We start from the raw sequence: 3092 nt of genomic DNA on the forward strand, positions 1-3092 counted from the left end.
TTGATCCATGGATGTCCGAATGGGGGAACCCACCTGACATTCTGTTATTGTTAGCTCTGCTATCAATAATGGGGTGAAACAGGTACTTTAATCCTGAATACATAGGGATTTTAGAGCAAACCCGGGGAACTGAAACATCTAAGTACCCGGAGGAAAGGAAATCAATAGAGACTCCGTTAGTAGTGGCGAGCGAACGCGGACCAGCCGATCTCTGAAGAGTGACTGGAATGGTCTGGAAAGGCCAACCATAGCGGGTGACAGTCCCGTACAGGAAGCTCCATGAGACATATTAAGTAAGGCGGGACACGTGAAATCCTGTCTGAAGATCGGGGGACCACCCCCGAAGGCTAAGTACTCCTTGCTGACCGATAGCGAACCAGTACCGTGAGGGAAAGGTGAAAAGCACCCCGACGAGGGGAGTGAAACAGTACCTGAAACCGGACGCTTACAAGCAGTCGGAGGGGCATCAGCCCTGACGGCGTACCTTTTGTATAATGGGTCAACGACTTGGTCTATCGAGCAAGCTTAAGCCGCTAGGTGTAGGCGCAGCGAAAGCGAGTCTTAAAAGGGCGCATGAGTTCGATGGATCAGACCCGAAACCAGGTGATCTAGCCATGAGCAGGATGAAGGTAAGGTAACACTTACTGGAGGTCCGAACCAACACCCGTTGAAAAGGGTCTGGATGACTTGTGGCTAGGGGTGAAAGGCCAATCAAACCTGGAGATAGCTGGTTCTCCGCGAAAGCTATTTAGGTAGCGCCTCGGACGAATACCCACGGGGGTAGAGCACTGCATGGGTGATGGGGGCCCACAGCCTTACTGAGCCTAAGCAAACTCCGAATACCGTGGAGTACTATCCGGGAGACACACGGCGGGTGCTAACGTCCGTCGTGAAGAGGGAAACAACCCTGACCTGCAGCTAAGGCCCCTAATTCGTGGTTAAGTGGGAAAGCATGTGGGACGTCCAAAACAACCAGGAGGTTGGCTTAGAAGCAGCCATCCTTTAAAGATAGCGTAACAGCTCACTGGTCTAGTCAAGATGTCCTGCGGCGAAGATGTAACGGGGCTCAAACCACGAGCCGAAGCTCAGGATGCATAGCAATATGCGTGGTAGCGGAGCGTTCTGTGATATAGCTCCATGCCTCTTGTCTTTCCCCAGGGAAAGGCGCGGAGGCGAGGAGCTTTCTGTGAAGCCGGGCCGTAAGGCATCCGGTGGAGAGATCAGAAGCGAGAATGTTGACATGAGTAGCGACAAACAGGGTGAGAGACCCTGTCGCCGAAAGTCCAAGGGTTCCTGCTTAAAGCTAATCTGAGCAGGGTAAGCCGGCCCCTAAGGCGAGGCCGAAAGGCGTAGTCGATGGGAACAGGGTTAATATTCCCTGGCCAGGAGGATGTGACGGATCTCGAAGGTTGTCTGCCCTTATCGGATTGGGTGGGCCGCTTAGAGGTTCCTGGAAATAGCCCTCCATCAGACCGTACCCCAAACCGACACAGGTGGACTGGTAGAGAATACCAAGGCGCTTGAGAGAACCACATCAAAGGAACTCGGCAAAATGCTCCCGTAAGTTCGCGAGAAGGGAGCCCCATATGTAGGCAACTATGTGTGGGGGGCACAAACTAGGGGGTGGCGACTGTTTACTTAAAACATAGGGCTGTGCGAAGCCGTAAGGCGACGTATACAGTCTGACGCCTGCCCGGTGCTGGAAGGTTAAAAGGAGGGGTGCAAGCTCTGAATTGAAGCCCCAGTAAACGGCGGCCGTAACTATAACGGTCCTAAGGTAGCGAAATTCCTTGTCGGGTAAGTTCCGACCTGCACGAATGGCGTAACGATCTCCCCGCTGTCTCTGATGTGGACTCAGCGAAATTGAACTGTGTGTCAAGATGCACACTTCCCGCGGTTAGACGGAAAGACCCCATGAACCTTTACTCCAGCTTTGCACTGGCATCAGGATTGTGATGTGCAGGATAGGTGGTAGGCATCGAACCGGGGACGCCAGTTCCCGTGGAGCCTCCCTTGAGATACCACCCTTCGCACTCTTGATGTCTAACTGCGGCCCGTTATCCGGGTCCAGGACCATGCATGGTGGGGAGTTTGACTGGGGCGGTCGCCTCCCAAATCGTAACGGAGGCGCGCGAAGGTTGGCTCAGACCGGTCGGAAATCGGTCGTTGAGTGCAATGGCAGAAGCCAGCCTGACTGCAAGACTGACAAGTCGAGCAGAGACGAAAGTCGGCCATAGTGATCCGGTGGTCCCAAGTGGGAGGGCCATCGCTCAACGGATAAAAGGTACTCTGGGGATAACAGGCTGATGATGCCCAAGAGTCCATATCGACGGCATCGTTTGGCACCTCGATGTCGGCTCATCTCATCCTGGGGCTGGAGCAGGTCCCAAGGGTATGGCTGTTCGCCATTTAAAGAGGTACGTGAGCTGGGTTTAGAACGTCGTGAGACAGTTCGGTCCCTATCTGCCGTGGGTGTAGGAGACTTGAGAAGAGTTGCCCCTAGTACGAGAGGACCGGGGTGAACGAACCACTGGTGGACCAGTTGTCGTGCCAACGGCAGTGCTGGGTAGCTATGTTCGGACAGGATAACCGCTGAAGGCATCTAAGCGGGAAGCCCCCTTCAAAACAAGGTCTCCCTTGAGGGCCGTGGAAGACCACCACGTCGATAGGCCGGAGGTGTAAGTGCAGCAATGCATTCAGCTGACCGGTACTAATTGCCCGATAGGCTTGATTTGATCCAGTAACAGCAAGGCTGATTACTCCAAATCAAAAGCTCAGACTTGAACAATAAACGATGTTGTAAATACAAGGTCCTTACTCGGTTTGGTGGTCATAGCGCCAGCTAAACTCCCGATCCCTTCCCGAACTCGGCCGATAAGGGCTGGCACGCCAATGGTACTGCGTCTTAAGACGTGGGAGAGTAGGTCACCGCCAAACCTAGTAAGAACCTTGTATACCTCTCCTAAACGATCCAACAATATATCCCGACATCAAATAACCCGTCGGGCACGGACGCGGGGTGGAGCAGCCCGGTAGCTCGTCAGGCTCATAACCTGAAGGCCGCAGGTTCAAATCCTGCCCCCGCAACCAAA

The 3092-nt window shown here is 53.9% G+C and carries 1 tRNA gene and 2 rRNA genes (1 of these 3 cut by a window edge); all 3 read left to right on the top strand.

Features of this window, described 5'->3' with window-relative positions:
• Positions 1–2735, top strand: a 23S ribosomal RNA gene (locus GBJ34_RS18680); it begins 99 nt to the left of the window's first position.
• An 87-nt stretch (positions 2736–2822) separates the two neighbouring features.
• Positions 2823–2937, top strand: a 5S ribosomal RNA gene (gene rrf / locus GBJ34_RS18685).
• 76 nt (positions 2938–3013) lie between these two features.
• A tRNA-Met gene (locus GBJ34_RS18690) sits at positions 3014–3090 on the top strand.
• Positions 3091–3092: the final 2 nt, after the last annotated feature.

This window comes from Gemmobacter serpentinus (genome assembly GCF_008973825.1).
GTDB lineage: Bacteria > Pseudomonadota > Alphaproteobacteria > Rhodobacterales > Rhodobacteraceae > Gemmobacter > Gemmobacter serpentinus.